This window comes from Oceanotoga teriensis, assembly GCF_003148465.1.
Taxonomy (GTDB): domain Bacteria; phylum Thermotogota; class Thermotogae; order Petrotogales; family Petrotogaceae; genus Oceanotoga; species Oceanotoga teriensis.
This window is the reverse complement of record NZ_QGGI01000001.1, coordinates 103,570-127,630: the sequence shown is the minus strand read 5'-3', so window position 1 is coordinate 127,630 and position 24,061 is coordinate 103,570. Positions and strand designations below refer to the sequence as shown.

Here is a 24,061-nt window from a genome sequence, read left to right as displayed (position 1 = left end):
TTTTATTGATTATTCTCCTCTTTTTCTGGATTTGTTTTAGCAGCTTCAACCATAGTTGATATACTACCCAATATTCCAGAAACTTCATAAGGCATAAATATTTTTGAAGCTTTTCCATTTGATATATCTTTCAAAGCATCTAAGTATTTTATAGTTATCAAATCTTTTGAAGGATTTCCCTTATGAATAGCATTAAAAACATTTATTATAGCTTGAGATTGACCTTCAGCTTCAGCAACTAATTTAAATTTTTCAGCTTCAGCAACTCTTTTTATTGATTCAGATTGACCTTCAGCTTTTAAAATAGCAGATGTTTTATCACCTTCAGCTTTTGTTATTTCTGATTGTTTATATCCTTCAGCTTCAAGTATAGAAGCCCTTTTCATTCTTTCAGCTTTCATCTGTCTGCTCATAGCATCCATTATATCATCAGGTGGATCTATTTTTTTGATTTCTACTCTTGTTACTTTAACACCCCATCTATCTGTTGCTTCATCAAGAACTTCCCTTAATTTGGTATTTATTCTTTCTCTTGAAGTTAATGTTTGGTCTAATTCAAGTTCACCTATAACATTTCTTAGATTAGTTTGAGCAAGTTTTACAGCAGCAGATGTAAAATCACCGACATTATATATAACTCTATAAGCATCGGTTATTTCATAGTATATTACAGCATCTACAGTAACTATAACATTATCATTTGTTATAACTTCTTGAGGTGGAACATCTATGACCATTTCTCTTATATCAACTTTAGTTATTCTTTCTATGAACGGAACTATAAAATTTAACCCAGACTCAACTTGTCTATGAAATTTACCAAGTCTCTCTACTAAAGCTTTTTCATAAGGTCTTACAATCTTTAAACTTGTTGATACTATGATAATAAGAAATATGGCTACTATCAATGCAATTATCATAATTATTCCTCCCTTTTTAAATGTACGTATAGAAAATTGCTTTCTCTTTTGTCAATTAATACTGTGTCATTTATTTTTACTTTTTCAGTATCTTCTATGAAAGCCACCCATTTGTCTCCCTTTATTGATACTATTATCTTATTATTTTCTCTTATATCAATGATTTTAGCTTCTTTACCTATTAAATCATCTGTATAGGTTTTTTTAGGATCTGAATTTTTATAAAGTCTTTTTACAATTTTTCTTGTAGATATCCAAAGTATAAATGATATAACTATGAATATTATAATGTTTAATGTCATTGAACTTATGAAAAGTGATAGTATTGCAGTTGCTACTGCTCCAATTGCAAACCAGAAAAAAAAGAATGTTGGAGTTAGCATTTCAGCAACAGCGAATATTATTGCCATTATTACCCAAAATGCCCATAACTGCATGTTATTTCCCCCTTTAGAGTTTTAATTTCCTTTCAGGATGAACAATGTAAATTTCTTTATCTGAAAACTCTTTTTTTAATTTTTCTTCAGTAGATTTTATTATTGAATTATATCTACTTGAAACATGGTATATTATTATTTTTTTTGCATTTATATTTTTGATTAGTATTTTTAATTCCTCTAATGAAGTATGGTTTCGTATTTTACGGTCTTCTTCTTTAAAAAAGGTACATTCATGTAATAAAATTTCACAGTTTTCAGCATATTCTAAAGGTATTGGCAAAGAATCACCGCTTATTGTCAAAATATTTGCATCATATCTTTGTGATATATTGTCTTTCCCTATTTTTTTACTCAATTCTATTATACTATTTTGATCTAAATATTTATATTCGTCTTTTAATCTTTTTCTTTTTTCAAAGATTTGATATCCAAAAGTTAATTCAGATGGAGTATGACGGGTTTTAAATGGTTTAATATATCTTGTTTCTGATATTTCTATAACAGATTTTAGATTTATTGGAATAAAATTTAAAGAATATCTTAATCTATTATTCATATTTTTTATAAAGCTTATATACTTGACTATTTGTTCGGAGTTTTCAGGATAATATATATTTAAAGGCTTTTCTCTCGAACCCATAGCATTGTTTCTTGTATTTATGAATCCCCATAATCCAGATATATGATCTATATGAGAATGTGTTAAAAATATATTCTCTATTGCATATATTTTATTTCCAAGTGAAGAGCTTATTCCTTCTCCAACATCAAATAATATTCTATCTGGTTTATAGAGTACCCAAGTAGTATATAATGCTTTTGATTTTATAATGAATTCCAAAAAATATCACCTCTAAAAAAAAAGGTGGTATTAAACCACCGATATATTTATTTTATTGGTAAGACCTTTATTACTATAGAACCTTTAACACCTTGAGGTAGTTTTATTTTGAGTCTAAAAACACCAAGTTCTTTTATATTGACTTTTTCATCTATCCACATTTTATTGAAATCTATTTTTGATATTTCTTTTATTCTTTTAGCTATATCAGATGATGTGACAGCACCAAATAATTTGCCATTTTCACCAGAATTGGCTTTTATTTCATATGTATAAGATGATATATTTTCTAATATTTCTTCACTTTTATTTCTGATGTTTTCTTTCTTTTTTTCCTCAAGTTTTTTCATATCTTTTACATGTTTTAAAGTTCCTTGATTTGCTTCTATTGCTAAACCTTTTCTTATGAGAAAGTTTCTTGCATAACCGTCTGATACTTCTTTTATTTCATTTTTTTTACCTATTTTTTTGACGTCTTCTAGTAATAAAACTTTCATTTCTTCACCTCCAATAATATTTTACCATAATGCCTTATATAAAACAAATGGGAGGCTTCAATAGCCTCCCTAATTATTAATCATTTGTATAAGGTAATAGCATTACATGTCTTGCTCTATGTATTGCTTGTCTCAAAACTCTCTGATGTTTTGAACAGTTTCCATTTATTCTTTTAGGCATAATTTTACCTTTTTCATTTACATAATCAGATAATAATGTTAAATCTTTATAATCTATATATTTTGTTTTCATTGAGCATAATTTACATTTTTTTGTTCTTTTTCTTCTTTTAAATGCCATGAATTTTCACCTCCAATTAGATAGGTTTTTCATCTGAAGATAAATCATCTTCGAGATCGCTGAATGGGTCTTCGAATTCAGGCATTTCATCAGAAAGTATATCATCATCAATACTATCTATCGAAGGATTATTTTTATAACCATCTTCAACTTTTATATCTAAATTATTGAATTGTGAATATTCTTCCTGTGATTTTTTTGTTTCCATAAAATTCATTCTGGAGGCCCAAATTTCAGCTGTTTCTCTTTTTATATCGTTTCTATCGGTCCATCTATTAATATGCAATGAACCTTCAACTAATATTAATTTTCCTTTTGACAGATAATTTGAAGCAAATTCAGCTTGCTTACCAAAAGCTACAATGTTTATAAAATCTACTGCATCATTATCTTTAGTCATTCTATCAACGGCAAGGGAAAAATTTGCAACCGAAGATCCACTAACAGTAGAACGAATATCAGGATCTCTGGTTAATCTGCCAACAAGTATGACCTTGTTGTATGCAATAGCCATTTATATCACTCCGCAGCTTCTTCAGTTGTAACTGGTTCTTCAACTGTTATATTTGATTCTTTCTTTATAGCTTTTTTTTCTAAATCTTCTCTTCTTAAAGTCATAAATCTCATTACATCTTGAGTTATTTTGAAGAAATTTTCGAGTAAATTTACTTTTTCAGGATCTGCTTCATATATAAAATATGCGTAGTCACCTTCTGTATATTTACCATGTGGAGTTTTATATGCTAATTTTCTCATACCCCATCTTTTTTCTTCTTGAATTTTACCTTCAACTTTTACTTCAATAAAATTCTTTACTTTTTCTACCATGGCATTTCTTTGATCTTCTGTTAAGTCAGGTTTTACTACAATCATAGTTTCGTAGAATCTAACTTTTGCCATTACTACACCTCCTCCCGTGGTCTTGGCCTCTATTTTTTATAGAAGCGGGGTTTAACCTTAAAGATTATATCAGAATTTTTTCTTTTTTTAATATATAGAATTTAAATTTTAGTTGAATTTATTATTAACTAATTTTATTTTGATGTTTTAATTTTTTTTATTTATTGTATAATATAGTTGAAAATAGGAGGTTTTAAATGAAAAATTATTATTTGAGACTTAGAAGGATTATTGTTTCTTTTATAGTTATTATCTTTATAATAATAATAGGTACAGCAGGATATATGGCATTAGAAAAATGGACATTTATTGATTCTTTATTTTTTACATTGGTTACTTTAAGTACTGTTGGTTATAGTATTCCAGATGATCTAAGTTTTGTAAGTCAATATTTCACAATATTCTTGATTTTATCTGGAATGACTTTTGTGATTTATTCTCTTTCTCAGATAACTTCATTTATCATAGAAGGAGAAATAAAGAATCTTTTGGAGGTTAGAAAAAGGATGAAACAAATTTCTAATATGAATAATCATTTTATAGTTGTTGGAGCGGGAAAAACTGGATTTTATGTCTGTGAAACTTTAAAAAAAAGTAATAAAGATTTTGTTCTTATCGATAAAAATGAAGAGAATGTAAATAAAATTATAAATAATTTTAATTCGGATTTTCCTTTTATAATAGGGGATATAAAAGATGAAGATGTTTTTATTAATGCAGGAATAAAAAAAGCTGGAACTATTATATTAACTCTTCCATCTGATATAGATAATTTATTTGTTATACTTACTGTTAAAACTATAAATGAAAATATAAAAATCATTTCCAAGGCTAACGAACCTGAATCATTAAAAAAATTAAAATATGCTGGAGTAGATAAAGTAGTTCTTGAATCTGAAATAACTGGTAATAGGCTTGGTTATTTGTCAATAAGACCTAATATAGTAACTTTTTTAGAGACCATTACTAGAACAGAAGATAAAGAGTTAAGACTAGAAGAAGTTAAAATACCTCAAGAATCTTGGATGGTAAATAAAACTTTAAAAGAAATATCTTTACCTAATTTAGTTGATTTAATAGTTATTTCAATAAAAAAATATTATGATGAAGATATATTCAATCCTAAAGCGGATTCATTAATAGAAGCTAATGATAGAATAATAGTTCTTGGTGAAGAAGAAAAAGTTCAAAATCTTAGAAAAATAGTTAAGGGGGATTATAAATGACTTTTTTTAAAAGTATTTTTTTTATGGCATTTATACAATTTGCAATTTTAGGAACTCTTGGAGAGATAGTAGCTTTAAAACTATCTAAAAAGAAAATTATAGTTTTAAAAACTGTATATTCTGCTATTGTATGGGGGGTTCTTGGTATAATTATAAAATTTGTTTTTGTAGGGTTTAATGGATTTGTAAATGAACTTGTATCTTATGGATATCTTCCATCGGGAGATTTTTGGAAAGCCTTTTTTAAATCATTGTTTATGAATTCTATGTTTGGACCTGTTATGGTTGTAATACACAGATTTTTAGAAAATTTATATAATTTAAAGTTAAAAATTTCTAAAGAAGGTTTGAAAAAAGCATTTTGGGCTTTATTATGGTTTTGGTTACCGGCGCATACAATAACTTTTATGTTACCAAATAATTGGCAAATAACTCTTGCAGCGGTTTGGAGTTTTGTTTTAGGTCTTCTTTTGAGTTTTTTCAACACTATGAAGAAAGAAAGTGATTAATTATAATTAATCACTTTGCATTTTTATAGTATAACTTTTTAATTCAATCAACTATTAATTTAAAGGTAATTTTTCTAAATATTTTAAAGCCTCTCTTGCATCTTTTGCATAAAAATCAGCACCTATTGAATTTGCAAATGTTTTTGTAACTACTGCTCCACCAATTATTATTTTTATATCATCAAATTTTTTTCTTATTTCTTTTACAGTATTTTCCATATTTATAAGAGTTGTAGTCATTAAGGCTGAAAGTCCCACTATTTTAGCCTTAGAATCTTGAATTTTATCTATTATTTTATTACAAACGACATCTTTACCTAAATCTATTATTTCATAACCATAATTTTCAAGTATTACTTTTACTATATTTTTTCCTATATCATGTATATCTCCTTCAACAGTAGCAAGTATTATTTTATCTTTTTTATTTGATGAATCTAAATCAGGTAATTTATTTTTTATTTCTTTAAATACTATTTTTGCAGTTTCTGCCGATTGTATTAATTGAGGTAAGAATATTATTTCTTTTTCATATTTATCACCAACTTTATTCAACGTTGGGATTAATATATTATTTATTATTTCAAGAGGATCTGTATTTTTTAATTTTTCGATAGTTATAATTTTTGTTTTTTCTTTTAATCCATTTTCTATACAGTATTCCAATGTTTCATTTTTTATTTCTTCTTCTTTTTGTTCGGAGTAAATACTTATATATTTTTTGCAATCTTTATCTATATTTGCAAGTACTTTGTAAGAATTTATTGTATCTATCATATCTTGTGATGATGTGTTTATTATTGGTAAGTTTAATCCAGCTTGCAAAGCCATGGCTAAAAATGTTCTATTTAATATTTTTCTATTTGGAAGACCAAAAGATACATTACTTACACCTAAAGTTGTATTATAATTATATGTGTTTTTGACATAAGATAAAGTGGACAATGTATTGTATAGTTCGTTTTGTTGAGCTGATACTGCCAATACTAAAAAATCAAATATTAAATCTTTTTTTGATATTCCATATTTCAATGCTGTGTTTTCTATGTTTTTAGCAATTTGTAACCTTTTTTCCATTGTTTCAGGTATTCCATCTTCATTTAAAGTAAGGCAAATAACCATAGCTCCATATTTTTTTATTACAGGGAATATTTCTTCCATAGAATTTTTTTTACCATTTACAGAATTTATTATAGCTTTACCATTATAATATCTTAAACCATTATCTATAACCTCTATATTTGTTGAATCTATTTGAAGTGGAATATCAATTAATTTTTGGATTTCTTTTATAGATTTTATCATTAATTTATTTTCATCTATTTTTGGAACACCCATATTTACATCTAGTATTTCTGCTCCTTCTTCTTTTTGCTTTAATGCAAGATTAGTTATATATTCCATATTTTCTTCTATTATGGCTTGTCTTAATTTTTTCTTTCCAGTTGGATTGATTCTTTCTCCTATTATATGAATATTTTTGCTAACATCATATGTTTTTGAATAAGAAGATATGAATGAATAGTTTTTATCGAATACAGGTTTAAATGGAATTTGTTTTCTAGAATTATTTAATTTTCTTATATATTCATCGGTTGTTCCACAACATCCTCCTATAATTTGAATACCTTTATTCATTAATTTTTTTGTATGTTCATTATATTCATTTGAGTTAATATTATATATTGTATTTCCATTTTGGTAATCTGGGAGTCCTGCATTTGCTTGAACTATTATTGGCGTAGATGAATATTTTACTAATTTATCTACTAATGACTCCATTTTATCTGGACCAAGAGAACAGTTTATACCAAGTGCGTTAACATTAAGTCCTTCAAGAACAGATATCATTGTTTTAATATCTGTTCCAGTAAATGTTCTTTTATCATCAGAAAAAGTCATTGTAGCAAATATCGGTAATTTTGTGTTCTCTTTAGCTGAGAGTATTCCAGATTTTAATTCGTATATATCTGAAAATGTTTCAAATAATATTAAATCAGCTCCATATTTTTCGCCCGCTATAACCTGTTTTTTAAAAAATTCATAACTTTCATCAAAAGTCATTTTTCCCATAGGTTCTATCATTCTACCTATGGGACCTATATCGAGAGCTATTAAATTATTTTTTTGAACTGACTTTGCTATTTCAATTGCATTTTTGATTATTAAATCTGAATCTACATTATATTTTTTTAATTTATGATTATTTGCACCAAATGTATTTGTTGTTATAATATCTGCACCAGCTTCAATATATTTTTTGTGTATAGATCTTATTAAATGAGGATTTTCTAAATTTAATAGTTCAGGCAATGTATTGATGTTTTCTTTTTGAATCATGCTTCCCATAGCCCCATCAAAAAGAATAAATTTTTTATTAAGTAAATTACTTAAATTCATATTATACCTCCAAACAATAATTCAATATTTTTAAATTTTTTTAATACCTATTAAGGCTGTTATCGTTTTTATTGGAATTAAATTATTATATTCATCTGTGTATATTCCACAACTTTTACTTGCATTTAATTCTTCTAATATATCATATTGAATATTTAATTTTAAATCTCCATATCCAGGTGAATATCTTTTTGTAAAGATATGAGATTTGTATTTTAATTTTAATTCTTTTTCAATTTCATCACATATTTCATCAATGTATACTGATGAAGTTGTATTGAATATAATACCTTTTGCTAAATTAATTTTTTCTAAGTATTTTATTTTTTTATCTATATTAATTCCTAAAGTTGCTGCAAATATTATCACTTTGTTGCAATTAATTAATAATTTGTTTATGCTTTTTCCTTTAAGCTGAATTTTAGAGTTTTCTAATTGAATAATTTCTTCAGAAATTGATTTTAGTTTATAAATTTTATATGTATATCTAATATTAGAATATTTTTCAACTTCTTCAATAGATTCATTTAAATATATTTTTGTTTTTTCATCTAAAATTTGATTTTTATAGTTTAAATATCTTAATATCTCTTTTTTATCCATTATTTTCACCTAAATATTTTAAAATATTTTTAATTCTTTCTACTATTTTTCTTGCAGTAATAGGGTTATTCATTACATACAAATGTATTCCATCCACATCAGAAGATAATAAATCAATTATTTGATCACAAGCATAAGTTACTCCTGCATCTAATAAAGCTTCTTTATTATTTTCATATTTATTCATAACTTTTATAAATTTTTCTGGCATATAAGTTCCACATAATGATACTATTTTTTCTACTTGTTTTTTATTTACAACTGGCATAATACCAGCCTGAAGTGGGACTTTTATATTTCTGTTTTTTAGTTTTTCTTGATATTCATAAAAAATTTTATTTTTAAAAAATAACTGACTTATTAGAAAATCAGTACCTTTATTGATTTTTTCTTGTGTATAAAATAAATCCATGCTTTTATTTAATGCTTCTAAATGTCCTTCTGGATAAACTGCAGAACCTATACAAAAATTAAAATTTTCTTTTATATATTCTATTAAATCAGAAGCATGATTAAAATCTTTTTTCAATTTATAATCTGGATGAATATCACCTTTTAAAGCTAAAATATTTTCTATGTTTTCATTTTCTAAATTGTTTAAAGTATTATAAATATCTTTTTTGTTAGAATTTATGCAAGTTAAATGAGCAAGTGATTCAATATTGTATTTATTTTTTATTATTGAAGCAATTTCTGTAGTTTTATCATGTTCAGATCCTCCAGCTCCATAAGTTACGCTTATATAATCTGGAGTTAATACGGCTAATTCTTCTATAGTTTTATAAATCTTTTTAATAGACCCAGTTTTTTTAGGTGGAAATATTTCAAATGAAATTATAGGTTTTTTATTTATAAATTTATCTTTAATAAACATATTATCAACTCCTGAAAATTACTTTTAATTTTATTTAACAGATGTTTATATTACCTATTGCACCAACTTTATCATCTTTTATTATTATTCCCCCATTTATATTATCTATACTATTTATATAATTTAATACATTTTTTATATCATTCTTTGATTTTATTTTATTGGCTGCTGATGTTGCTAAACTGTCAGCAAGTAATGTATCTTTAGATATTATTACTACTGCATCAGCTTTTCCATAGCTATAAGAATGACCAAAAGTTCCTGCAGAAGTACAAATTCCAAGTTCAGAATTTTTTGATATTAATATTGATAATTTATTGGATAAAGGAGATTTTCCAGCATAAATTTTAATCTTTCTATCTATTAAAGTTTTTAAGAAAATATCTCCACCATTTTCTATAATTATTTCATCTGTAAATAATAAAGCTATTTTTCCAATATATTCTGAAATACAACCAGCTATACTTGCCATAGGCCCAACATTTACTTTTGAAGAAGCTATGATCATTTTTTGAATTATTATATTATATGAATAATCATTATTTATGGGGGTATGGGATTTTAAAAATGAAGAATTATAAATACAATGCATTTTTATTATATTTCTTATGTATTTTAATTGAATTAGCAATAATTTACTCAAATTAATTTTTGAGGATATATTCAAATCTGATTCTTCTACGCATATATTATAATTTATTAAATTTTTAGGTTTCATTATATTCCTATAATTTCTTTTTTCATACATAAATCCACCTCATTTTTTCATTTCTTTAACTTTCGTATTATTAAATTTTCTTATAGGTTTAGTTAAATAAAATTCTTTATTTAAAATTTTTTCTTTTAATTTTATGCAAATTTTTTCTGATTTATATAAACTTGAAATTGATGATGTTTTAATTATTTTCCCATTTATTTCCACTTTTCCAGATCTTAATTGATCATAATTAACTCTTTTAATTGTTGGTTTGTTTTCTTTTGAATAATCTAAAATATTAGTGTAAATATCTTTATTTCTAATAGCTAAGCTTTTTAATATATCTTTATTTAATACTGGAATAGGTATACCAATACCAATAAACATAGAAATGCCATAACCTTTAAGAATTGCAGGTTTTATATATTCTTTATCCATGTCTTTTAAATCTCCGATAACAGCAAGTGTTGCAGCGGGTGCTACAGGTAATTTATTTTCATCTCTTTTTATATCAGAATTAAATTGAGTTCCTTCATGAACTATCATTCCTGTAGCTCCTGCAAGAAATATTGAAGTTCCAATACCTATTGTTTGATAAGTTGGATCATTCAATAGAGGACTTATTTCTCCTGAAGTACAAAAATTTATATTTTCTGAATTTTCAAAAAGTATTCCCATATATGTATGAAGTTTTTTATTAGATGTATTTATTGCGGCATTATAATTTTGATATACATTTCTTGGATTGAATAAATAAGCTTCATTTAAATCGGATAGTTTTAGTTTTCTTTTAATATATTTTCTGGGATAACAATCGGTACCTTTTCCACTTGCTATTATTTCTACTTCTTTTCCACATATTAAATCATAAATTACATGAGCTCCTCCATAATTATTATTAACTTTAGATTCTTGTGTAACTCCTATATAAGTATCTACAGCTGCAATACCAGAATAAGATTCTACATTGTTTATAAAGGTTTTTTCCATTCTAATGGGAGGATTTGCATGACCAAAATTTAAAAATGCTCCCGATGAACACATAGGTCCAAATGTAGCTGTTGTTACAACATCAACTTTTTCAAAAACTTTATCTATACTTTCTTTTTCAATTAAATTTTTTACTTCGATAGCTGTTAATACTACAGCTTCACCATTTTTTATTTTATTATTTATTTCATCAAATGTTCTCATATTATTTCCTCCTGTTTTTTGAGATCAGATTCTATTAATTCATAATGTAGCAAATTTATAGCTTTACAAATGTTTTTTTTATCAATTAATAAAGAAATATTTATTTCAGAACAAGAAATCATATTTATATTTATTTTATTTTGATTTAATGTATTAATTATTTTACTTATTATTCCATAATTGTCTTTTATTCCATCTCCGACAATAGAAATTTTTGATAAATTTTTATAAATATTAATATTTAATATATTAATATTGGATTTTATAGTATTTAATAATGAAATTGTCTTTTCGTAATACTTATTATTAATTGAAATAGATATGTTTTTTAGTGATTGAGATACTATATTTATGTTTATTTTATTTTCAGATAGTATTTTAAAAAAATCTGAAAGATCTTTTAAATTGGTTATTTCAAAATTAATAATAAAATTATCTTCTAATAAAGAAATACCACTGATAAAAGATTTTTCTATATTATCATGAATGATAGTTCCAGTTTTATTTGAGAATGTATTTTTTAAATTAATTTTTAAATCATATTTATGGGCTATTTCTACACATCTATTATGTAACACTTTTGCTCCAGATGAAGATAATTCAATCATTTCTTCATAAGATAATGATTTGTTTTTTATAGGATTTTTAACTAATTTTGGATCACAAGAATATACATAATCCACATCAGTATAGATATCTACGTATTCTAAAGATAAAGCAGCAGCTATAGCTATTGCTGTAATATCAGAACCACCTCTACCAAGTGTGATCACTTCAAATTTTTCTGATATTCCTTGAAATCCAGGTATTATTAGTACATCATAAAGTCTTAAAAGATCATATATTTTGTTTATATCGATTCTTTTAATCTTTGCATTATTAAAATTATTATCTGTGATAAGATCTATATCTCTAGGGTTTACAAATGAAGATTTAATATCATTATTTTTCAATATAGAAGATAAAACAGAAATAGAAATATTTTCTCCTAAAGATAAAATCAAGTCTAACTCTTTGTTACTTGGATTAGGACTCATTTCTTCTATTAATTTTTGAAGATAATTAGTAATACCAGATGGTGCTGATACAATTGTTATTACTTTTTTGTTTTTTGTTAACTCTTGTGTTATTTTTTTTACAACTAATTTTATAGATTCTTTGTTTGCCATAGATGTTCCACCAAATTTTTGAACTATTATATTCAAAGATTACACCTCCAAATAAAAAAGTCAGTTATGCATTGGCATAACTGACTAAAAAATCTATAGCAAACTTTTTAGGCATTTTTATGTTATGCCAATAATCAAAACTTTTTTATGTTTATTTGATTTTATTGAATTATTAATTTTCATATTATACATATCACTCATATCACAATTTATTTTAATCACCTCTTAAAAAAAGAATTCCTCTTTCTATTGTTTGAAAGAGGAATAAATATTTTATCTTATCTTTCATTTCAAATAGAAATGTCGGATTTAGCACCAACGCAATTGCAGGTTGCTGAAGTATCAACGGGCCGATTCCCTACTCTTCTCTGGATAAGTACTATTTAATTTGATAAAATAATAACATAATTATTTTTATTTGTCAAATTTGATTTAAATATTTTATATTTTATTTTTTGCAAAGTTAGCTTGACAAAAAATGCAAAGTATGCTAAACTAAAAATGTAAAGTTAACTTTGCAAAATTAGTAGGTGATTTTTTTGAAAAATAAAATTAGAGAATTAAGGAAAAAGAACAAATTATCTCAGGAAGACTTGGCATTGGAAGTAGGCACTACAAGACAAACGATAACTTCTATTGAAACTGAAAAATATACCGCTTCTTTGATTCTTGCATATAAGATATCAAAATATTTTGGATTATCAATTGAAGAAGTTTTTGATTTTTCTGAAATAGAATAGAGGAGATGAACCATGGAGAATTTTAGAAAAAAAGTTATAAAAAGAATTAGAATTTTAACTGTATTTATTTTGATTTTTTGTGTTTATATTGTTTTGGATGTTTTTTTTATTAGGAATAATATTGATTCAGAGAATTTTATAAATTCTTTTCAATTTGGATTGATGTTTGGTTTAGAAATGTTAGCTATTATAAATTTAATCAAATTGAATAAAGTTGTTAAAAGTGATAAAAAATTAAAATTATTGTATAATAAAGAAAATGATGAAAGATTAAAGTTAATACGTAGTAAAGCAGGAATGCCATTATTGCTTATTAATTCGGTTATTATGATAATATCGGGTATAATATTGGGGTATTTTAATACAATTATATTTTTAACTCTAATAATCACTGCCGGTATTCAAATGTTGATTGGATTGTTCATAAAATTTTATTGTTTAAGAAAATTTTAGGTTAAAATATGAAAAAAATTTTTATAGGATCTTTTTTGTATACAATAATGATATTATTAATAGTTTTTATGTTTGTTAATTTTTTTATATATCGATTTCCAGATTGGATTGTAAGAATTGTAGGAATTTTTATGTTAATCAATATATTTTTAATTTCATATAATATTAATAAAAAAATAAAAAGATAATTTTTGAGTTTGTTATTAATATATAAAAAAGGGCATCATTTTGATGCCCTTTTTGATTATTTTAATATTATTACTGGTTGATCTCCATCGACTGAATCACCTTTTTTAACAAGTATTTTATCAATTATTCCTGAATATTCAGATTGTATATCATTTTCCATTTTCATAGCTTCTATTACTAATAATTTATCACCTTTATTTATTTGTTGACCTTCATTTACTAATATATCTAATATTACTCCTGGAAGTGGAGCTAAAATTTCTTCTCCAGAAGATTTTTCAACGATTTTTTCTTCTTTTTTTGGTTCTGTTACTTCTTTTTTTGCGATTGTTTTTTCTAGATTTTTTTCTTGAGGTTTTATATCAATATTTTGTTGGGTTTTATTTTCTATTATTTCATTATTTAATTCTTCTACTTCTACATCATATGATTTACCATTTACTTTAACTTTAAAATTTTTAATCATTTTCCTACCCCTCCAAATTATCTATTTGTTCTCCATATTTGTACTGGTTGAACAGAACCCCATCTTGCAGGTTTTGATTGTTTGATTTTTATTTCATTTTCTTTTTCTATACTTCTGATTTTATATTTTTTGTTACCCATAAAATACGAAATTGCAGCACTTATTGCAGCAATTTCTTCTAAATCATCTTCTTTGTTTTCTGCAAAATCTTTTGTTTCTTTAGAAATAGTTTCTTTAGGAGATATTTTATTTAATTTTTTAAGATCTTTTTTTGTATTTTTTGTAGATACTTTTCCAAATATTATGAAAACTATCATTAATATCAATAATACAATAAAAACCGTAAAAATTCCTGTTAGAGTTATTAAAGCAACATCACTCATTTATATTCGCCTCCATTATAATGGAATATTTCCATGTTTTTTGTTAGGCTTAGATTCAGCTTTAGTTGAAGCGAAATTAAGTGCGTAGGATAATTTGTATCTTGTTTCTTTTGGATCTATTACATCTTCGATGTATCCTCTGGCAGCTGCTTCATAAGGGTTTGCAAATCTATTTTTATATTCATCTATTTTTTCTTTTCTTGTTATTTCAGGAGTTTCTGAATTTTTTATATCTTTTGCAAATATAATATTTGCAGCACCTTCTGGTCCCATAACAGCAATTTCAGCTGTTGGCCAAGCATAAACAAAATCAGCTCCTAAATGCTGAGAAGACATTGCTATATATGCTCCTCCATAAGATTTTCTTAGTATTATAGATAATTTTGGTACAGATGCTTCAGAGTATGCATATAATAATTTTGCACCATGTCTTATTATTCCACCATGTTCTTGATTCACTCCTGGCAAGAATCCAGGTGTATCAACAAATGTTATTATTGGAATATTAAAAGCATCACAAAATCTAATGAATCTTGCAGCTTTATCTGAAGCATTTATATCTAATGCACCAGCAAGAACTTTTGGCTGATTTGCTATTATACCTATTGATTGGCCTTCCAATCTTGCAAACCCAATTACCATATTTTTTGCAAAATGGGGTTGTATTTCAAAAAATGATTTTTCGTCAAAAACTTCATTTAAAACATCTCTAACATCATAAGATTTTTTTGGGTTCGGAGACACTAATTCATATATTTTATCTGATATTTCTTTTTCTTTATATTCAATATTTTCTACAGGGTCTAAATTATTAGCAGGTATATAAGAAAGAAGTTTTTTTGTCAAATTCATGGCTTCTTCATCATTTTTTGCTATTAGATGAGCAACTCCGCTTATTGAATTATGAACTTTTGCTCCTCCTAAACTTTCTTTATCTACATTTTCGCCAGTTACAGCCTTTATTACTTGAGGACCAGTTATAAACATTTGAGAACTTTTATCTACCATTATTATAAAATCAGTTATAGCAGGAGAATAAACTGCACCACCAGCACATGGACCAGCAATAACAGTGATTTGTGGTATTACTCCTGAAGAAATAGTATTTCTATAGAAAATTCCACCATAACCGTATAAAGCATCTATTGCTTCTTGAATTCTTGCTCCACCTGAATCATTTACTCCTATTATAGGTACTCCAAATTTTAACGCCATATCTTGGACTTTCATTATTTTTTTTGCATGCATTTCTCCCAATGATCCACCTTGTACTGTAAAGTCTTGAGAAAAAACGGCAACTCTTTTACCATTTACAGTTCCAAAACCGGTTACAACTCCATCATATGGAAATTCTTTTTTATCTAATCCAAAATAAGTACTTCTGTGTTTTACAAATTTGTCAATTTCTTCAAAAGAATTTTCATCTAAAAATAGATTTAATCTTTCTCTTGCGGTTAATTTATTTTTTTCATGTTGTTTTTCAATTTTATCTTTACCGCCACCAAGTGAGAGTTTATCTTTTTTTTCATGAAACTCTCCGAGAATATTTTTTAACTGCTCATCAGCCATTTTAATGACCTCCCTATTTGTGTTGGACAAGTTCTGTTAAAATCCCGTTTGCAGATTTAGGATGTAGAAAAGCAACTAATGTATTATGTGCCCCATCTTTAGGAACATCGGATAGAGGCTTAAAACCCATATTTTTGGCTTCTTCTATAGCTTTTGAAACATCTTCAACTTTATAAGCTATATGATGAAATCCATTTCCTCTTTTTTCTAAAAATTTTGAAACTTCTGAATTATCTGATATAGGTTGTAATAATTCAATTCTTGTATCTCCTATCTCTAAAAAAACTACTTTCAATCCTCTATCTTCTAATATTTCTTCTCCAGAAGGTTCTATTTTTAACAAATTTTTATATAAAGGTAATGCTTCTTCGATTGAATTTACAGCAATACCTATATGATCTATTTTAGTCATTTGATTTACCTCCAGTTAATTTTTTTATTAAATTATCTTTCAGTTCAAATAAGTTTTCTTCTTCTATTTTATAATCTTTTATTGTATAATCAAGTTTTCTTATTATGTTACTTCTTGTTCTTCTAACTTTTCTTCTTTTTATTCTATCTTCTATTTCATTTGTTTTATATAAATTTTGTTTATGTTTATCTATCCAATCAATTACCTCATCTAATCCTTTATTCATTATTGCACTTATACCAAATATTTTTCTTAAATGTTTTTCTTCGTATTCAAGATTTAATGTGTTTTTTAATTGTGTTAAAAATCTATTAGCACTTTGGAGATCTATTTTGTTTACTATATATGAATCAGCTATTTCCATTATTCCAGCTTTAAACATCTGTACTTCATCACCAGAATCAGGTGACATGACTAATAATATAGTATCAGCAACATAGACAACTTCTATTTCTGATTGGCCGGCTCCTACAGTTTCAATTATTATTTTATCAAAACCATATGAACTCATCACATCTACTATATCAAATATTGAGTCACATAATCCTCCAACAGATCCCCTTGAAGCAACACTTCTTATATAAACATTTTCAGGATTTAAAGTTCTCATTCTTATTCTATCACCTAAAAATGCTCCGCCAGTAAATGGACTACTTGGATCCACTGCAATTATTCCGATTTTTTGATTTTTTTCTGAGTATTTTTCAACCAGTTTTGATACCATAGTACTTTTTCCAGCTCCTGGAGAACCTGTTATTCCTATTATGTGAGGAGATTTATTTTTAGGAAGTTTGGAAATTATTTTCCAAGCATCATCTGGATTATTTTCTACTAAAGTTATCATTTTAGCTAAAGCGTATTTGTTTTTATTTTTAAAACTTTCGATTATATCATTAAACTTCTTTTCCCAAAACAATTTCTTTCACCCTTGTAGAAATAAGATTTAAAGAAGTACCAGGTCCAAATACTTCAGTAACTCCTATTTTTTTTAGTTGTGGTATATCATTTTCTGGTATAATACCTCCAAGGAAAAGTGGAACATTATCTAATCCTTTTTCTTTCATTATTTCTATTACTTTTTCACATAACCTTATATGTGCTCCAGATAAAATTGAAAGTCCTATTATATCAGCGTCTTCTTCAAGGGCAGTTTCAATTATTTCTGATGGTGTTTGTCTTATACCTGTATATATCACTTCCATACCGGCATCTCTCAAAGCTCTTGAAACAACTTTTGCACCTCTATCATGACCATCTAAACCTGGTTTTCCTATTACAACTCTTATTCTTCTATCCATAAAAATGCACTCCTTTTATAGAATTACCGACTCGTTGAATTCACCATAGATTTCTCTTAAAACATTAGTTATTTCTCCAAGTGTTGCATAAGATTTTACACATTCTAATATGAATGGCATAACATTTTCATTATTTTTTGCAGCATTTTTTAGAGAATCAAGATTTTTCTTTACTAAATCATTGTCTCTATTTTGTCTTAATTTTTTTAATTTTTCTTTCTGTTTTAATTCCATTTCAGGATTAACTTTTAATATTTCGCGTGGAGGTTCATGATCAGTTTCAAATTTATTAACACCTATGATTATATCTTCTTTGTTTTCAATCTTTAATTGAGCATCATAAGCTGAATTTAAGATTTCTTTCTGTATATAACCATTTTCTATAGCTTTTACCATTCCACCCATTTCATCTATTTTTTCAATATAGTTCATAGCTTGTTCTTCTATATCATTTGTTAGTTTTTCAATAACATAAGAACCAGCAAATGGATCTATTGTATTAGTTACTCCAGATTCATATGCTATTATTTGTTGAGTTCTTAAGGCAATTGTTGCAGACTCTTCTGTTGGTAATCCCAATGCTTCATCATATGAATTTGTATGCAAAGATTGTGTTCCGCCCATAACTGCTGATAATGCTTGTAAAGCTACTCTAACAACATTATTCATAGGTTGTTGTGCCGTTAAGGTTGAACCTGCTGTTTGAGTATGAAATTTTAATTTCATAGCTCTTTCGCTTTTTGCTTTAAATCTATTTTTCATTATTTTTGCCCATAATCTTCTTGCGGCTCTAAATTTTGCTATTTCTTCTAAAAAATTATTATGAGCATTAAAAAAGAAAGAAAGGTTATTTCCAAAAACATCTACATCTAATCCAGCTTTTATTGCAGCATCAACATAAGAGATACCATCTGCAAGTGTAAAAGCAACTTCTTGAGCTGCATTTGCACCAGCTTCTCTAATATGATATCCAGATATACTTATGAGATTAAATTTTGGTAAATTTTTTGAACCATATTCAAAAATATCAACTATTACTTTCATTGAAGGTTCTGGAGGGAATACATAAGTACCTCTTGCAATATATTCTTTTAATATATCATTTTGTATAGTACCTCTTAATTGTTCAGGTTTTACACCTTGTTTTTCTGCTACGGCTATTAACATTGATAATAATACTGAAGCAGTTGAATTTATTGTCATTGATACAGATACTTTATCTAAAGGAATTTCATTGAATAGAATTTCCATATCTTCTAAAGAATCAATAGCAACACCAACTTTTCCAACTTCTCCATCAGACATATCATCATCTGAATCATATCCAATTTGTGTGGGAAGATCAAAAGCAACAGAAAGACCTGTTTGTCCTTGAGATAATAAATATTTATATCTTTTATTTGATTCTTCGGCTGAAGCAAATCCAGCGTATTGTCTCATGGTCCAAAATCTTCCTCTGTACATTGTAGGCTGTACACCTCTTGTGAAAGGATACTGGCCTGGAAATCCAAGATCTTTAGAATAATTTAAATTTTCAATATCTTCAGGAGTATAAATTCTTTTTAATTCTTCTCCATATGTTGTTTCAAATTTTTCTTTTCTCTCTGGAAACTTTGATAATGCTTTGTTTACAGAATTTTGCCATTTTTCTTTTTCGCTTATTAAGTTTTTATCTTCACGTTCTGCCATAGAAAACACCCCCAGAATCATTTTACATCTTATATTTTACATTATTATTTTTAATATTACAAACTTGCAAAAGATTATTATTGAATACTTTTAAAAGAATAATGAAAAAAATTTCATTCTATTTGGCTCTTATTTATTTATTTGGACTATTAAGTGTTTTCTTTTTTTGTGGTATTATATGATAGAAGAAGAATTTTGGGGGGAGTGAAGATATGGATGATTTCATATACGCCAAAATAATTGATGGTGACATTATTTTCTTTTTTGAAGAAGGTTGCACTCAAAAAGAGTTATTTGAACAGTTTCAAAAGAAATTGAATATGATGAAAAACTTTTTTAAGATGGGTGACTCTTTTTATATTTATTTAAAAGATGATACTCAGTATAATTTGTTACCTAAAGTAGCTAAGTTTGCATCTACTTTGAATTTACAACTTGCAGGGGCGTATTTTGGTGATTTACCTTCAGTAAAAAAATCAAAAAAAGAATTGAATCTCTCCAGTACAAAAATTTTTAGAAAACATGTCAGATCTGGACAAGTCATAGAAAATCCGGGAGATATAATTATTTTTGGTAATATTAATAAAGGTGCAGAGGTTAATGCTGGTGGAAGTGTAATTGTTTTTGGTAAAGTAGCTGGAATAATAAGAGCTGGTTTGAGTAATAAAAGAAATGTTTTTATAATCGCTTCACAAATGGAATCTTCTCTTATAGAAATAGCAGAAATACCTCTTTTTAATTATCAATGGCCTGAAACACCTGTTTCTATAAGAACAACTGGAGATGAAGCTTTGGTAGAACAGCTTGAGATCTAATTTTAATTTTTAGGAGGTTTTTTCATGGATACAAAAGAAGTATTGATGAAACTTTCAAACTCTTTTGGAGTTAGTTCATATGAAAGTTATACATTTGATCTGATAGAAAACATTATAAAAGAGAATTTTAAAGATATAGAACTGAGAAAATCTGGTACAGGTAATTTAATTGCAAAATATGGAAATACAGGTAAAAAAATTGGTTTTTTTGCACATGTTGATGAAATTGGAGTTGTTATTTCAAAAATTGTTGATGATTGTTTTGCGAGAGTTGAAATGATTGGTGGAGTAGATCCAAGAGTTTTAATTTCAAAAAGAATTTATTTTGTTAAAAATGGAAAAGAGAAAATTGGAGTTATAGGTATGCTTGCTCCACATCTTCAGAATGCTAAAAATAAAAGTAAGTCACCATCATTTGATGAATTGTTTATAGATTTTTCTATTTCTGGAGGCACAAAGGATATAGATGTTGGTGATATGGGGTATATTAAAATGGAATCAAAGGAACTACAAAATGGTGTAATTACCGGAAAATCTCTTGATAATAGAGTGGGAGTTACAGTTCTTTTGAAAGCATTAGATTATTTAAAAGATTTTAAATTTGATGGAGAATTGCATCTTGCATTCAATAAGGGAGAAGAAGTTGGGCTTGTTGGAGCTAAAGGGACAGCATATGATATTTTTCCTGAGTCTGCAATAATAGTAGATGTTACTTTTTCTGAAGACTTACCGGCAAATGTTGAAACGATGTTGTTAGGCAAAGGACCTGCAATTGCAAGAGGATCGGCTATAAACGATGAAGTTTTTGATTTATTAATAAAAATATGTAAAGATGAAAATATAAAACATCAAGTAGAAGTTCTTCCTATGAGAACAGGGACAGAGACTGATGTCGTTCAAATGACAAAAACAGGAGTTAAAACAGGATTGGTATCCGTTCCAATATATAATATGCATAGTCCAGTTGAATGTGTTGATTTAAGTGATATAGATGCATCTTCAAAACTTCTCGCACTTTTTGCTATGAAAGAGGGGAAAAAAAGATGAGAAAATATTTAAAAGAATTAGTTGAAATTCATGGTCCATCTGGAAAAGAAAAAAAGGTAAGAGATTATATAAAAGAAAAAATTGAAGGTAAAATAGATGAAATAAAAGAAGATTGTATGGGTAATTTGATAGTTTTTAAAAAAGGAAATAATCCTCAAAAAAAATTAATGGTTGCTGCACATATGGATGAAGTAGGATTTTTGATTACTAAGATAAACAAAGATGGAACTTTTGGAATTTCTCCAGTAGGAGGTATCGATCCAAGAGTTGTTAAAGCTCAAAGACTTTTAATAAACGGAGAGATAAGTGCGGTAATAAATTCAAAACCTATACATCTTGAAAAAGATACAAGTGCTGTTGCTAATTATTCTGAAATAAAATTATATGCCGGCTTTACAAATGATGAAAATGCGAAGAGTAAAGTTAATCTTGGAGATATGGTTACATTTGATGTCGATTATATTGAAAGTGATGGACATGCTCTTTGTAAAGCTTTTGATGACAGAGCTGGTTGTTCTGTAATGCTTGATACTATAGATTTTTTGTTTGAAAATGATTTGAAACCAGAATATGATACTTATTTTTGTTTTGTAGTTCAAGAAGAAACAGGTCTTAGAGGTAGTGGTTCAGCGGCTGAATATGTTAAGCCAGATGCTGCTTTGATTTTAGAAGGTACGACAGCTGGAGATAATCCTGAAAATGAGCCTGAAAAATGGGCAACTCATATTGGAAATGGTCCGGTTTTAACTTTCATGCATTCTGGAGTTGTATTGGATAAAAAAATATATGAAAACATTGTAAATACAGCTCAAGATTTAAATATAATCTATCAGCATAAAATGAGAACTGCTGGAGGAACTGATGCTGCAAGACTTTCAAGAAGTATGTATGGAATACCTTGTGGAGTTATTTCTGTTCCTTGTAGATATTTACATTCTCCTAATACAATAATAAGTCTTGATGACTATGATGGAGTTGTAAAGCTAGTTAAATCATTAATTTCAGAAGGGAGGATTTTTTAATTATGAAAGAATTAATAAAAAATATAACAGAAATATATTCTCCAAGTGGAAGAGAAGATAAGGTGAGAGAATTTATAATTAATGAAATAAAGGATTATGTTGATGATATAAAAATAGACAAGTTGGGTAATTTAATAGCTATTAAAAAAGGTCAATCAGATAAAACTATATTATTTGATGGACATATGGATGAAATAGGTCTTGTTGTTACTCATATTACAGAAACAGGATTTTTAAAAGTTGATGCTGTTGGTGGAGTAAATCCAACTATTTTATTGGGAACAAGACTTCAATTTAATGGTGTTACAGGTGTTGCTGGAGTTGAAGGAGAAACACTAAAGGAATTAAGAGAAAATAATACATCTTTAAGTATGGATAGTATATTTATAGATATCGGTGCTTCTAACAGAGAAGAAGCTGAGAAAATAGCTCCTATTGGAACATTTGGTACATATGATGCGAATTTTGTTGATCTTGGTAATAGATTGATTTCTAAAGCTATGGATGATAGAATAGCTTGTGCAATTATGATACAAGCTATTAAAGGTATTAAAGATAATAAAAACAATATTATATTTGCATTTACAGTACAAGAAGAGGTTGGTCTTGTGGGAGCAAGTGTTGCAGGTTATGACTATGATATAGATATGGCAATTGCAATAGATGTAACTATGGCTGGAGATACTCCTAAAGGTCTTAAAAGAATATCTATGGAACTTGATAGAGGACCATGTATAAAAGTAAAAGATTCAGCTTCTATAAGCGATAGAGAAGTTGTTGATTTTATTAAGGAAACTGCAATTGAAGAAAAAATCCCTTATCAAATGGAAGTATTGTTATTTGGAGGAACTAATGCAGCTGGATATCAAAAGACTAAAGCAGGAATTCCAGTAAGTACAATATCAATAGCTACAAGATATATACATACACCACATGAAGTTGTTTCATATGAAGATGTTGAAAATACTGTAAAATTAATTCTTGCTATGAGCAAGAAAGATATATAGGTGATAAAATGAATGTTGCTTTAATAGCTCATGATAAGAAAAAATTAGATTTAGTTATGTTTGTTAAAGAGTGGAAACATGTTTTTGGGCAATGTAATCTTTTTGCTACTAAAACTACTGGAACATTGATAGAAGAAAAAATAGGACTCGATATTAAAACATTCAATTCTGGTCCTCTTGGTGGCGATTTACAAATAGGTGCTCTTTTAGTTACTGGAGATATCGATTTTGTTATTTTTTTAAGAGATCCTCTTACAGCTCAACCACATGAACCAGATGTTTCAGCGTTTCTTAGAATTTGTGATGTTCATAATATACCTCTTGCTACTAATGTTGCATCAGCAGAGGCATTAGTTCTTGAAATAGAAAAACATTTGAAAAAATAATGAAATAAATAAAA

Annotated in this window: 29 protein-coding genes and 1 riboswitch; of the genes, 9 read left to right on the top strand and 20 right to left on the bottom strand. The window is 26.8% G+C overall.

Annotated features, from left to right (window positions below; all coding sequences use genetic code 11):
• Window positions 1-2: 2 nt before the first annotated feature.
• The 7 genes from C7380_RS00645 to rpsF all read right to left on the bottom strand — a co-directional run bounded on the left by C7380_RS00645 (window position 3) and on the right by rpsF (window position 3,899).
• Window positions 3-920, bottom strand: coding sequence for an SPFH domain-containing protein (locus tag C7380_RS00645; protein WP_109603546.1), 918 nt, complete (start codon window positions 918-920; stop codon window positions 3-5).
• A gap of 2 nt (window positions 921-922) precedes the next feature.
• Window positions 923-1,357, bottom strand: a complete 435-nt coding sequence (locus C7380_RS00640; protein ID WP_109603545.1) for an NfeD family protein — start codon at window positions 1,355-1,357, stop codon at window positions 923-925.
• A 13-nt stretch (window positions 1,358-1,370) separates the two neighbouring features.
• A complete protein-coding gene (locus tag C7380_RS00635; RefSeq protein ID WP_109603544.1) occupies window positions 1,371-2,201 on the bottom strand; it encodes an MBL fold metallo-hydrolase in 831 nt (276 codons plus the stop codon).
• Between the two features lie 47 nt (window positions 2,202-2,248).
• Window positions 2,249-2,698, bottom strand: coding sequence for a 50S ribosomal protein L9 (rplI, locus tag C7380_RS00630; RefSeq protein WP_109603543.1), 450 nt, complete (start codon window positions 2,696-2,698; stop codon window positions 2,249-2,251).
• A gap of 76 nt (window positions 2,699-2,774) precedes the next feature.
• Entirely contained in the window at window positions 2,775-2,999 is a 225-nt protein-coding gene (gene rpsR / locus C7380_RS00625) for a 30S ribosomal protein S18 (RefSeq protein WP_109603542.1), read from the bottom strand.
• 16 nt (window positions 3,000-3,015) lie between these two features.
• Window positions 3,016-3,513 carry a single-stranded DNA-binding protein gene (locus tag C7380_RS00620; protein WP_206050479.1) on the bottom strand — a complete coding sequence of 166 codons (498 nt, stop codon included), beginning with the start codon at window positions 3,511-3,513 and terminating at the stop codon, window positions 3,016-3,018.
• A 5-nt stretch (window positions 3,514-3,518) separates the two neighbouring features.
• Window positions 3,519-3,899, bottom strand: coding sequence for a 30S ribosomal protein S6 (rpsF, locus tag C7380_RS00615; protein ID WP_109603541.1), 381 nt, complete (start codon window positions 3,897-3,899; stop codon window positions 3,519-3,521).
• A gap of 197 nt (window positions 3,900-4,096) precedes the next feature.
• Here rpsF and C7380_RS00610 point away from each other — a divergent pair, with 197 nt between their 5' ends.
• The gene (locus tag C7380_RS00610; RefSeq protein ID WP_109603540.1) at window positions 4,097-5,125 is read left to right on the top strand and encodes a potassium channel family protein; all 1,029 of its coding nucleotides are present in this window, start codon (window positions 4,097-4,099) and stop codon (window positions 5,123-5,125) included.
• The gene (locus C7380_RS00605) at window positions 5,122-5,634 is read left to right on the top strand and encodes a hypothetical protein (RefSeq protein WP_109603539.1); all 513 of its coding nucleotides are present in this window, start codon (window positions 5,122-5,124) and stop codon (window positions 5,632-5,634) included. The genes C7380_RS00610 and C7380_RS00605 overlap by 4 nt, the downstream gene beginning before the upstream one ends.
• A 54-nt stretch (window positions 5,635-5,688) precedes the next feature.
• Here C7380_RS00605 and C7380_RS00600 read toward each other — a convergent pair whose 3' ends face one another.
• From C7380_RS00600 to C7380_RS00575, 6 genes are read right to left on the bottom strand one after another with little or no spacing between them, the layout of a single operon-like run.
• Window positions 5,689-8,034: a homocysteine S-methyltransferase family protein gene (locus tag C7380_RS00600; protein ID WP_109603538.1), complete on the bottom strand. Its 2,346-nt coding sequence runs from the start codon at window positions 8,032-8,034 to the stop codon at window positions 5,689-5,691.
• 30 nt (window positions 8,035-8,064) lie between these two features.
• On the bottom strand, window positions 8,065-8,637 hold the full coding sequence (locus C7380_RS00595) for a hypothetical protein (RefSeq protein WP_109603537.1): 573 nt from the start codon (window positions 8,635-8,637) through the stop codon (window positions 8,065-8,067).
• Window positions 8,630-9,511, bottom strand: coding sequence for a methylenetetrahydrofolate reductase [NAD(P)H] (gene metF / locus C7380_RS00590; protein ID WP_109603536.1), 882 nt, complete (start codon window positions 9,509-9,511; stop codon window positions 8,630-8,632). The genes C7380_RS00595 and metF overlap by 8 nt, the downstream gene beginning before the upstream one ends.
• 34 nt (window positions 9,512-9,545) lie before the next feature.
• Window positions 9,546-10,259, bottom strand: coding sequence for a UPF0280 family protein (locus C7380_RS00585; RefSeq protein ID WP_109603535.1), 714 nt, complete (start codon window positions 10,257-10,259; stop codon window positions 9,546-9,548).
• A 9-nt stretch (window positions 10,260-10,268) separates the two neighbouring features.
• Complete coding sequence (locus tag C7380_RS00580) at window positions 10,269-11,402, bottom strand: homocysteine biosynthesis protein (protein ID WP_109603534.1); 1,134 nt, start codon at window positions 11,400-11,402, stop codon at window positions 10,269-10,271.
• Window positions 11,399-12,607, bottom strand: a complete 1,209-nt coding sequence (locus tag C7380_RS00575; RefSeq protein WP_109603533.1) for an aspartate kinase — start codon at window positions 12,605-12,607, stop codon at window positions 11,399-11,401. The genes C7380_RS00580 and C7380_RS00575 overlap by 4 nt, the downstream gene beginning before the upstream one ends.
• 239 nt (window positions 12,608-12,846) lie before the next feature.
• Window positions 12,847-12,950: riboswitch (SAM riboswitch) on the bottom strand.
• A 160-nt stretch (window positions 12,951-13,110) separates the two neighbouring features.
• Between C7380_RS00575 and C7380_RS00570 the strand changes: the two genes are divergently transcribed.
• Window positions 13,111-13,311 carry a helix-turn-helix transcriptional regulator gene (locus C7380_RS00570; protein WP_109603532.1) on the top strand — a complete coding sequence of 67 codons (201 nt, stop codon included), beginning with the start codon at window positions 13,111-13,113 and terminating at the stop codon, window positions 13,309-13,311.
• Window positions 13,312-13,323: 12 nt separating this feature from the next.
• Entirely contained in the window at window positions 13,324-13,764 is a 441-nt protein-coding gene (locus tag C7380_RS00565; protein ID WP_109603531.1) for a hypothetical protein, read from the top strand.
• Window positions 13,765-14,008: 244 nt separating this feature from the next.
• On the opposite strand, the gene C7380_RS00555 is transcribed toward C7380_RS00565, so the two are convergent.
• Genes C7380_RS00555 through C7380_RS00525 form a run of 7 tightly spaced genes read right to left on the bottom strand, consistent with a single transcriptional unit; the run spans window position 14,009 to window position 19,770 of the window.
• Entirely contained in the window at window positions 14,009-14,419 is a 411-nt protein-coding gene (locus tag C7380_RS00555) for a biotin/lipoyl-containing protein (protein ID WP_109603529.1), read from the bottom strand.
• Between the two features lie 17 nt (window positions 14,420-14,436).
• Window positions 14,437-14,802 carry an OadG family protein gene (locus tag C7380_RS00550; RefSeq protein ID WP_109603528.1) on the bottom strand — a complete coding sequence of 122 codons (366 nt, stop codon included), beginning with the start codon at window positions 14,800-14,802 and terminating at the stop codon, window positions 14,437-14,439.
• A 15-nt stretch (window positions 14,803-14,817) separates the two neighbouring features.
• Window positions 14,818-16,371, bottom strand: a complete 1,554-nt coding sequence (locus C7380_RS00545; RefSeq protein ID WP_109603527.1) for an acyl-CoA carboxylase subunit beta — start codon at window positions 16,369-16,371, stop codon at window positions 14,818-14,820.
• A gap of 13 nt (window positions 16,372-16,384) precedes the next feature.
• Window positions 16,385-16,783 carry a methylmalonyl-CoA epimerase gene (mce, locus tag C7380_RS00540; protein ID WP_109603526.1) on the bottom strand — a complete coding sequence of 133 codons (399 nt, stop codon included), beginning with the start codon at window positions 16,781-16,783 and terminating at the stop codon, window positions 16,385-16,387.
• Window positions 16,776-17,699 (bottom strand): methylmalonyl Co-A mutase-associated GTPase MeaB, encoded by a 924-nt coding sequence (gene meaB / locus C7380_RS00535; RefSeq protein ID WP_109603525.1) that lies wholly within the window; start codon window positions 17,697-17,699, stop codon window positions 16,776-16,778. Before meaB ends, mce begins: the two co-directional genes overlap by 8 nt.
• A complete protein-coding gene (locus tag C7380_RS00530) occupies window positions 17,677-18,081 on the bottom strand; it encodes a cobalamin B12-binding domain-containing protein (protein WP_109603524.1) in 405 nt (134 codons plus the stop codon). The genes meaB and C7380_RS00530 overlap by 23 nt, the downstream gene beginning before the upstream one ends.
• A 15-nt stretch (window positions 18,082-18,096) precedes the next feature.
• Window positions 18,097-19,770 (bottom strand): acyl-CoA mutase large subunit family protein, encoded by a 1,674-nt coding sequence (locus C7380_RS00525; RefSeq protein WP_109603523.1) that lies wholly within the window; start codon window positions 19,768-19,770, stop codon window positions 18,097-18,099.
• 212 nt (window positions 19,771-19,982) lie between these two features.
• On the opposite strand from C7380_RS00525, the gene C7380_RS00520 reads away from it, so the two are divergent.
• The 5 genes from C7380_RS00520 to C7380_RS00500 are packed head-to-tail and all read left to right on the top strand — an operon-like array spanning window position 19,983 to window position 24,047.
• Window positions 19,983-20,585, top strand: a complete 603-nt coding sequence (locus C7380_RS00520) for a septum site-determining protein MinC (protein ID WP_109603522.1) — start codon at window positions 19,983-19,985, stop codon at window positions 20,583-20,585.
• 24 nt (window positions 20,586-20,609) lie between these two features.
• Window positions 20,610-21,632 carry a M20/M25/M40 family metallo-hydrolase gene (locus tag C7380_RS00515; protein ID WP_109603521.1) on the top strand — a complete coding sequence of 341 codons (1,023 nt, stop codon included), beginning with the start codon at window positions 20,610-20,612 and terminating at the stop codon, window positions 21,630-21,632.
• Complete coding sequence (locus C7380_RS00510) at window positions 21,629-22,654, top strand: M42 family metallopeptidase (protein WP_109603520.1); 1,026 nt, start codon at window positions 21,629-21,631, stop codon at window positions 22,652-22,654. Before C7380_RS00515 ends, C7380_RS00510 begins: the two co-directional genes overlap by 4 nt.
• 2 nt (window positions 22,655-22,656) lie before the next feature.
• A complete protein-coding gene (locus tag C7380_RS00505; RefSeq protein WP_109603519.1) occupies window positions 22,657-23,661 on the top strand; it encodes a M42 family metallopeptidase in 1,005 nt (334 codons plus the stop codon).
• Window positions 23,662-23,669: 8 nt separating this feature from the next.
• The gene (locus C7380_RS00500; RefSeq protein ID WP_109603518.1) at window positions 23,670-24,047 is read left to right on the top strand and encodes a methylglyoxal synthase; all 378 of its coding nucleotides are present in this window, start codon (window positions 23,670-23,672) and stop codon (window positions 24,045-24,047) included.
• Window positions 24,048-24,061: the final 14 nt, after the last annotated feature.

What these genes read in the sequence shown, in the direction of transcription:
- C7380_RS00645 (WP_109603546.1), bottom strand. Translation starts at nt 920, where the DNA reads ATGATAATTGCATTGATAGTAGCCATATTTCTTATTATCATAGTATCA.
- C7380_RS00640 (WP_109603545.1), bottom strand. Translation starts at nt 1,357, where the DNA reads ATGCAGTTATGGGCATTTTGGGTAATAATGGCAATAATATTCGCTGTT.
- rplI (WP_109603543.1), bottom strand. Translation starts at nt 2,698, where the DNA reads ATGAAAGTTTTATTACTAGAAGACGTCAAAAAAATAGGTAAAAAAAAT.
- rpsR (WP_109603542.1), bottom strand. Translation starts at nt 2,999, where the DNA reads ATGGCATTTAAAAGAAGAAAAAGAACAAAAAAATGTAAATTATGCTCA.
- C7380_RS00620 (WP_206050479.1), bottom strand. Translation starts at nt 3,513, where the DNA reads ATGGCTATTGCATACAACAAGGTCATACTTGTTGGCAGATTAACCAGA.
- rpsF (WP_109603541.1), bottom strand. Translation starts at nt 3,899, where the DNA reads ATGGCAAAAGTTAGATTCTACGAAACTATGATTGTAGTAAAACCTGAC.
- C7380_RS00610 (WP_109603540.1), top strand. Translation starts at nt 4,097, where the DNA reads ATGAAAAATTATTATTTGAGACTTAGAAGGATTATTGTTTCTTTTATA.
- C7380_RS00605 (WP_109603539.1), top strand. Translation starts at nt 5,122, where the DNA reads ATGACTTTTTTTAAAAGTATTTTTTTTATGGCATTTATACAATTTGCA.
- C7380_RS00600 (WP_109603538.1), bottom strand. Translation starts at nt 8,034, where the DNA reads ATGAATTTAAGTAATTTACTTAATAAAAAATTTATTCTTTTTGATGGG.
- C7380_RS00595 (WP_109603537.1), bottom strand. Translation starts at nt 8,637, where the DNA reads ATGGATAAAAAAGAGATATTAAGATATTTAAACTATAAAAATCAAATT.
- metF (WP_109603536.1), bottom strand. Translation starts at nt 9,511, where the DNA reads ATGTTTATTAAAGATAAATTTATAAATAAAAAACCTATAATTTCATTT.
- C7380_RS00585 (WP_109603535.1), bottom strand. Translation starts at nt 10,259, where the DNA reads ATGTATGAAAAAAGAAATTATAGGAATATAATGAAACCTAAAAATTTA.
- C7380_RS00580 (WP_109603534.1), bottom strand. Translation starts at nt 11,402, where the DNA reads ATGAGAACATTTGATGAAATAAATAATAAAATAAAAAATGGTGAAGCT.
- C7380_RS00565 (WP_109603531.1), top strand. Translation starts at nt 13,324, where the DNA reads ATGGAGAATTTTAGAAAAAAAGTTATAAAAAGAATTAGAATTTTAACT.
- C7380_RS00555 (WP_109603529.1), bottom strand. Translation starts at nt 14,419, where the DNA reads ATGATTAAAAATTTTAAAGTTAAAGTAAATGGTAAATCATATGATGTA.
- C7380_RS00550 (WP_109603528.1), bottom strand. Translation starts at nt 14,802, where the DNA reads ATGAGTGATGTTGCTTTAATAACTCTAACAGGAATTTTTACGGTTTTT.
- C7380_RS00545 (WP_109603527.1), bottom strand. Translation starts at nt 16,371, where the DNA reads ATGGCTGATGAGCAGTTAAAAAATATTCTCGGAGAGTTTCATGAAAAA.
- mce (WP_109603526.1), bottom strand. Translation starts at nt 16,783, where the DNA reads ATGACTAAAATAGATCATATAGGTATTGCTGTAAATTCAATCGAAGAA.
- C7380_RS00530 (WP_109603524.1), bottom strand. Translation starts at nt 18,081, where the DNA reads ATGGATAGAAGAATAAGAGTTGTAATAGGAAAACCAGGTTTAGATGGT.
- C7380_RS00525 (WP_109603523.1), bottom strand. Translation starts at nt 19,770, where the DNA reads ATGGCAGAACGTGAAGATAAAAACTTAATAAGCGAAAAAGAAAAATGG.
- C7380_RS00520 (WP_109603522.1), top strand. Translation starts at nt 19,983, where the DNA reads ATGGATGATTTCATATACGCCAAAATAATTGATGGTGACATTATTTTC.
- C7380_RS00515 (WP_109603521.1), top strand. Translation starts at nt 20,610, where the DNA reads ATGGATACAAAAGAAGTATTGATGAAACTTTCAAACTCTTTTGGAGTT.
- C7380_RS00510 (WP_109603520.1), top strand. Translation starts at nt 21,629, where the DNA reads ATGAGAAAATATTTAAAAGAATTAGTTGAAATTCATGGTCCATCTGGA.
- C7380_RS00505 (WP_109603519.1), top strand. Translation starts at nt 22,657, where the DNA reads ATGAAAGAATTAATAAAAAATATAACAGAAATATATTCTCCAAGTGGA.
- C7380_RS00500 (WP_109603518.1), top strand. Translation starts at nt 23,670, where the DNA reads ATGAATGTTGCTTTAATAGCTCATGATAAGAAAAAATTAGATTTAGTT.